The sequence below is a fragment of the Bacillaceae bacterium S4-13-56 genome (assembly GCA_040191315.1).
GTDB lineage: Bacteria > Bacillota > Bacilli > Bacillales > JAWJLM01 > JAWJLM01.
Map to the genome: position 1 here is coordinate 1 of JAWJLM010000123.1, position 6,558 is coordinate 6,558.

A 6,558-nucleotide genomic window follows, 5' to 3' on the forward strand; every position below is an offset into this window, starting at 1 on the left:
TTTCTTGTTTCGAAGGGCGCTTGCGCTTTTCTTAAAAAGTTTCAAAAAGGGAGGTTTATACAATATGGGCATTAACCTTGCGATTATCGGGAGAGCAATTGTGATGGTTGCTGCTGGTTTTATTCTTCTGCGATTTGTCGGAAGGAAATCTGTATCTCAGATGACCATTGCGACAACCGTTGTCATGATTTCTATTGGTTCCATCATAGTTCAGCCTGTCGCAGATCGTGGATTGATTAATACTATTGTTGCCGCAGCTATATTTATTATATTTTTAATGGCTACGGAATATTTAACGATGAAGTTCAATTCTTTAGAGAAGTTACTTACAGGTAAATCAAAAGTGGTCATTGAAAATGGTCAACTTCAAGAAAAAACAATGAAGAAGTTACGTTTAACCGTAGATAAATTAGAGATACAGTTACGACAGAAAGGTATTAAGCAAATTTCAGATGTGAAAACAGCTACTATAGAACCTAATGGGCAGCTAGGTTACGAATTAATCCCAGATAAAGAGCCGTTAACGGTGGGAGAATTTAAGAAAATGATGTCGCAATTGGGATATAACATTCCAGCACAACAATCTCCCACCACGACAAATTTATTTAGTGAAATTCATCAAGAGGAAAATACGGAAACTTATCCTGAACGGTTACATTAGGAGTCAAACCTAGAGAAGAATCTATCATTAGAAATAGGAAAGGACATTATGGTATGTGAGCCAGTTTCACATGCTTTTTTTTTTATACTGTCAGCTATTTATCCCGTATGAACGGGCAGAAGAGGATAAGGGCTTCTGAGAAAGCAAAATACGCCTTCAAAAATCCCTTTAACGATAAACCAAGTTTTTCTAATAGAAAAATACAGAGTTATTCATCCTTGGGCCATTAAAAGTGTTATTATGAGTTTAGTAATATTTTAAATTTATTTTGAAACTTCTTTTGTTTATTCACGTATTTATTAAGGGAGATCATTTTTAGTGGGTTGGGAAGTATACAACCTTCCTAATAGAAAAAAGGAAGTGAATTCATGGGGTTTTTTCGAGGTTTATTTGGTCGCAAAGAGGCACCTGAGTCTAACATTAATGAACGTACGGTTATGAATATACAGGTGGGAGATATCATTACTTATGATCTTCATGATTATCAAGTGGTTGGGAAACTGATCTATAATGATCATGGCTTTGAATGGATAGCTTATCAGCTTCAAGGGAAAAAAACATTGTGGTTAAGTGTTGAGATGGATGATGAACTTTATGTTGGAATATATGAAAAAGTCAAGATGAAACTATCTGAACCTCTACCTAAAAAGATCGAACATGAAGGAGTAACTTATTATTTAGACGAAAATGGAACAGCTCGAGTAAAGGGAGAAGGACAAGGATCAAATGTTAATGATATGAATTGTCGTTATTTTGATTATTGTGATGATGGGGAAGAACAATTCCTTTCTGTTGAAATATGGGGTAGTGAAATTGAAGTGAGCTATGGATTCTCAATAGATGAATATGAAATAAAAATTATTGCAGGTTCATAAATAATCAAGGAGGAATGAAAATGTTTAAATTTTTTAAACGAGTATCAACGGTGGTAAGTTCAGAATTAAATGCTATGATCGATAAGGCGGAAGATCCGGTTAAAATGCTGGATCAATTTATGAGGGAAATGGCTGAGGATATTCGTGAATCTGAGACAGCTGTTGCAAAGTTAATTTCTAATGAGAAGTTGCTTCAAAGAAAATATGAAGATGCGGAAAAATTGGTGCAAAAAAGAGAGGAACAGGCGATCAAGGCCTTGGAAGCGGGAAATGAAGACTTAGCAAGAAAAGCACTGGAGGATAAAAAATCTCAAAGTGCCCAAGCTGAATCTTTTAAAGAATCTTATACTCGTGCTAAAGCAGATGCAGATACCCTACGAAATAAGTTAGATGAAATGAAAAATGAATATCATGAAATGCAAATGAAGAAGGACGCTTTAAAAGCGAGAGCGGAATCAGCCAAGACAAGAACAAAGATGAACCGTGCCATGTCTTCTATTGGTGATGACAAATCAAGACAAGGGTTTGAAAGAATGGAAGAGAAGGTAATGAACCTTGAAGCGGAGGCTGAAACTAGTGAAGATCTCCACTCTTCTAATCGGAGTCTAGATGATGAATTCGAAGCCCTAGAGAAAGATACTGTTGATGATGAGTTAGAAGCGTTGAAGAAAAAAATTTCAAAAGAATAGAAGAATCTGAGGAATGCCCTTCCTCTCGTTTTTAGGGGAGAAGGGCATTTCTTTGGTGCTTACTCTTTTTTAAAAGGGGGTGCAATTTTGAAAAAGGTATTATTTACTGTTGGTTTCCTGGCCTTACTGCTTTTGAGTGCATGTTCAACGGTAAACTCTGGTTATCAAACGATTTATGATGGAGAAGTAGCATCGTATGTTCAAAGCAAATATCCCCTCTATGACGTAGTATCAAGTACAGTAGATTCATCTAACTACTCTGAAATATATTCTGCTGAAGGAAGATCCTTAGATGAAGTTGCTTCCGAGATAGAGGGAGTAAAGACGCCTGTTCAAGTAAGTGAAGAGAATGAGAATAGAAAAGCTCTTGTCTATAATGATATGTTTGTTATCTTATCTCAGGATGAAGAAAACTCTTCTAATACTTTAATAGAGGTTGCGAACAAGGAATTTGTAAGAAATAATTTTAATCCTAGTTTCTTTCAAGGTATGCTTTTAATGACTATTCTTGATGATGTGTTAGATGTGGATGATTGGGGAAAGAATCGAAAAATCAGTTGTAATAGCAACCCAGAGCGATGTTACGGAGGTTATAGTACTTCGGGTGGAAGTTTTAAAGGTTATAAAAATACTCCGTCCGTTCGTGGTACAACCGTTCGTGGTGGAGGTCCTGGAGCAGGAAAATAATTGGAGAGAGGATGTATATATAGAATGAATCCATTTTTATTAACATTGTTATATTTTGCAATTGCTATTATTATAGTTATCGTTGGCCTAGTGATTTTTGAAATGTTAACACGTAAGTATAAGGATTGGGACGAAGTTTTAAATAATAACAAAGCTGTTGGTTTATCTATTTCGGGTAAAATTATTGGGATTTGTATTATTCTCGCATTCGCAGTCTATAGCAGTGATAAAGTTTTAGATACATTGATTTGGGGGCTTTTTGGAGTCGTATTACAAATGCTAGCGTACTTTATTTTTGAGGCAGTTACGCGCAACTTTTCTGTGGAAGAACAATTGAAAAAAGGAAATGTCTCTATAGGGTTGATTAGTTTTGCGGTATCAGTAGGTCTTGCGTTAGTCATTGGAGCGTCTATTACATAATAGGCCATTTTTATAACCATGGATTTCTCGCTGATAAAGATGAAATCCATGGTTATTTATGCTAGATAACATTTCATAACTTTCAAGGTTTCGTCAAAGGAGAATATACAGTGGGGAATGAAGGAATTAAACAGACAAAAGCGATCTATTGGGCATCAGGCATTGTATCCATTTGTGGAATTATTTTCGAAGTTCTTTTTGGCGCAGCTGGGTCTTACCTGTTAGGTGATGGAGTAAAGCAATATACTTTAACCATTTCACTATTTTTAACAGGGATGGGAATAGGTGCATCGATCAGTGAGAAAGTAACCAAAAATCTGATCTTATCGTTTATTTGGATAGAGTACTTGATAGGGTTAGTAGGTGGCTTTTCAATTTTCCTTCTTTTTGGAATTACAGCATTTTTAAGTAGTGGAACGGATGCTTTCTTTCTATACGCGGTTACACTGCTAGTTGGAGCTCTTTCTGGGGTGGAATTGCCTATTTTAATAAGAAAAGCGAATGAAATAGGAGAAACTCTTAATCGAAGTGCAGCCAGGGTGTTATTTTCGGACTATGCGGGAGGGTTAATTGGTGGATTACTTTTTGTTTACCTGCTTAGACCCGAATTAGGATTAGTGAAAACTGCTTTTGTGGTGGCCATGATCAATGTCATTATAGCCTTGTGGTTACTTCATTATTTTAGAAAAGAGATCCCAACTTATAAAAAGCATGGAGGAATAGGAGTACTCATCTTATTGACACTTATTTTGGGAGTTTTTTGGGGAGAAGAAATGGCATTTACCTTTGAACAAAAACTATATCGAGACCCAATTATTTATAACAATAGCAGTGAGTATCAACAAATTATTCTAACGAAGGAGCAGGGAGACTTAAGGCTGTATTTGGATGGACAGCTACAGTTTAGCTCTGTTGACGAATATCGGTATCATGAGACTTTAGTTCATCCGGCCATGGCGTCAGCTGTTTCCAGAGAAAATATTCTGATCTTAGGCGGTGGAGACGGACTAGCTGTTCGCGAGCTCAAAAAGTACGACGAAGTTCAATCTATAACTCTAGTGGATTTGGACCCAGCTGTGATTGAATTAGCTAGTACGAATCATGACATTATTCGATTGAATGAGGACGCTTTGTCAGACCCTCGTCTAAATATTGTGAACCAGGATGCTTTTCGATTTATTGAGGATTCTGATGATTTCTATGATGTTATTCTAGTTGATCTTCCTGATCCTAATAATGAATCCTTAAGTAAGCTTTATACTTTGCAATTTTACCAGTTGCTGAGAAATCATCTTTCACCAGGAGGTTCGTTAATGGTTCAAGCCACGAGCCCAACCTTTGCAACCAAAGTGTATTGGATGATTAATGAGACGATAGAGGCTACAGAGTTGTATACAGAAAATCTACAGGTGGATATTCCGAGCTTCGGGAATTGGGGATTTGTTTTAGCGAAACGTGAGCCAGTCAACCTTGCTGAAGTAGAAATCGATAAGGAAACTAAATTTTTGACTAGTGAAGTTATGCAAAGCCTTACTCAATTTGGCAAGGATATTGACAGTGAAATCTATGATGAAGATGGTGAATTGGTAGAAATTGAAATTAATACCCTAACCCATCCCATCATTATTGAAGAATATATGAAAGCTTGGCAGCATTATTGAGCAGGCCAAATAAAATTATCAGATGATTCCTTTACATTTTGGGAATCATCTTTTTTAATTGAGTATTTTTGATCTTAGGAGCGTCTGTTGGTGGCACTAAAATGAACCAACCAAACAAGATAAAGTAGTTTTCTCCGCTATTTCCGCCTACTACTCCTTTTAAAAAAGCTTTTAAAAAAATTTGGTCAAGATAAACACTGTTATTACGGGGTTTTATCAATAAAGATAGTTAACTATTTTTCAGAATTTTTAATCAAACTTGAATTTAGTGCATAGGATATAAGTAAAAGTAAAGGAGGGCTTCGGGTGAGGAAGTCAGGTAGGAATTTCGTCATTTCAGAAGAAGACTGGTCCCTCCACCAGAAAGGGAAAGACGATCAAAATCGACATCAGGAGAAGGTGCAGGATGCACTGAAAAAACATCTCCCCGATTTGATCACGGAGGAAAGTATCATTATGTCAAATGGTAAAGACGTTGTGAAGATTCCCATTCGCTCCCTTGATGAGTACAAAATTCGTTACAATTATGACAAGAATCAACATGTAGGCCAGGGCGATGGCAAAAGTCAGGTAGGAGATGTCGTTGCAAGAGATGGATCAGACCAGGCAAAGGCACCGGGGCAAGGTCAAGAAGCTGGTGATCAGCCAGGTCAGGATTATTATGAAGCAGAAGTTGATTTGGAGGAGGTAGAAGAACATCTTTTTGCTCATTTAGAGCTTCCAAATCTTCAACAAAAGGAAAAAGATAATATCGTGTTGACGGATATTGAGTTTACAGACATTCGTAAAACCGGTCTTACTGGCAATATTGATAAAAAGAGAACGATGCTTGAAGCATTTAAGAGAAATGCTATGCAAAAGGAACCAAGTTTTTATCCAATTTATCCAGAGGATGTTCGGTATAAGACATGGGACGAAAAAATAAAACCAGATTCAAAAGCCGTAGTCTTAGCTATGATGGACACTTCGGGGTCAATGGGTTTATGGGAAAAGTACATGTCCCGTAGCTTCTTCTTTTGGATGACTCGATTTTTACGAACAAAATATGAAACCGTCGAAATAGAATTTATTGCCCATCATACAGAAGCCAAAGTTGTTAGTGAAGAGCATTTCTTTTCAAAAGGAGAGAGTGGAGGAACGATTTGTTCTTCGGCTTATCGAAAGGCCCTTGAATTGATTGAACAAAAATACTCACCGGAAAGCTATAATATCTATCCTTTTCATTTCTCAGACGGAGACAATTTATCCTCTGACAACAAACGGTGCATAGATTTAGTCAATCAACTTATGGAAGTCTCTAGCATGTTTGGGTATGGTGAACTAAATCAATATAATCGTCACTCCAGCTTAATGTCGGTCTATCGAAATATTGAAGATCCCAAATTCCGTCACTATATTTTACGAAGAAAACCCGATGTTTTTTATGCCATGAAGCATTTCTTCAGCAAGGAAGCGGATCAGAAGTTGGCACAATAAAGTAAAATTTCAATCAGTGGGGTCCCCAACTGATTTTGGGACCAAGGGTATAACCTAAAGGTCCTTGAACCAATCGGACATTTACGGGC

Annotated in this window: 7 protein-coding genes; all 7 read left to right on the forward strand. The window is 36.9% G+C overall.

Annotated elements, in window-relative coordinates:
• Window positions 1-64: 64 nt before the first annotated feature.
• The 7 genes from RZN25_17730 to yhbH all read left to right on the forward strand — a co-directional run bounded on the left by RZN25_17730 (window position 65) and on the right by yhbH (window position 6,469).
• Entirely contained in the window at window positions 65-661 is a 597-nt protein-coding gene (locus tag RZN25_17730) for a DUF421 domain-containing protein (protein ID MEQ6378648.1), read from the forward strand.
• Window positions 662-1,029: 368 nt separating this feature from the next.
• Complete coding sequence (locus RZN25_17735) at window positions 1,030-1,536, forward strand: DUF4178 domain-containing protein (GenBank protein MEQ6378649.1); 507 nt, start codon at window positions 1,030-1,032, stop codon at window positions 1,534-1,536.
• Between the two features lie 20 nt (window positions 1,537-1,556).
• Complete coding sequence (locus RZN25_17740; protein MEQ6378650.1) at window positions 1,557-2,225, forward strand: PspA/IM30 family protein; 669 nt, start codon at window positions 1,557-1,559, stop codon at window positions 2,223-2,225.
• Window positions 2,226-2,312: 87 nt separating this feature from the next.
• Window positions 2,313-2,912, forward strand: a complete 600-nt coding sequence (locus RZN25_17745; GenBank protein ID MEQ6378651.1) for a DUF4247 domain-containing protein — start codon at window positions 2,313-2,315, stop codon at window positions 2,910-2,912.
• 24 nt (window positions 2,913-2,936) lie between these two features.
• Window positions 2,937-3,332 (forward strand): DUF350 domain-containing protein, encoded by a 396-nt coding sequence (locus RZN25_17750; protein MEQ6378652.1) that lies wholly within the window; start codon window positions 2,937-2,939, stop codon window positions 3,330-3,332.
• A 110-nt stretch (window positions 3,333-3,442) separates the two neighbouring features.
• Window positions 3,443-4,993, forward strand: a complete 1,551-nt coding sequence (locus tag RZN25_17755) for a polyamine aminopropyltransferase (protein ID MEQ6378653.1) — start codon at window positions 3,443-3,445, stop codon at window positions 4,991-4,993.
• Between the two features lie 306 nt (window positions 4,994-5,299).
• Window positions 5,300-6,469 carry a sporulation protein YhbH gene (gene yhbH, locus RZN25_17760; protein ID MEQ6378654.1) on the forward strand — a complete coding sequence of 390 codons (1,170 nt, stop codon included), beginning with the start codon at window positions 5,300-5,302 and terminating at the stop codon, window positions 6,467-6,469.
• Window positions 6,470-6,558: the final 89 nt, after the last annotated feature.

What these genes read in the sequence shown, in the direction of transcription:
- RZN25_17735 (MEQ6378649.1), top strand. Translation starts at nt 1,030, where the DNA reads ATGGGGTTTTTTCGAGGTTTATTTGGTCGCAAAGAGGCACCTGAGTCT.
- RZN25_17730 (MEQ6378648.1), top strand. Translation starts at nt 65, where the DNA reads ATGGGCATTAACCTTGCGATTATCGGGAGAGCAATTGTGATGGTTGCT.
- RZN25_17750 (MEQ6378652.1), top strand. Translation starts at nt 2,937, where the DNA reads ATGAATCCATTTTTATTAACATTGTTATATTTTGCAATTGCTATTATT.
- RZN25_17740 (MEQ6378650.1), top strand. Translation starts at nt 1,557, where the DNA reads ATGTTTAAATTTTTTAAACGAGTATCAACGGTGGTAAGTTCAGAATTA.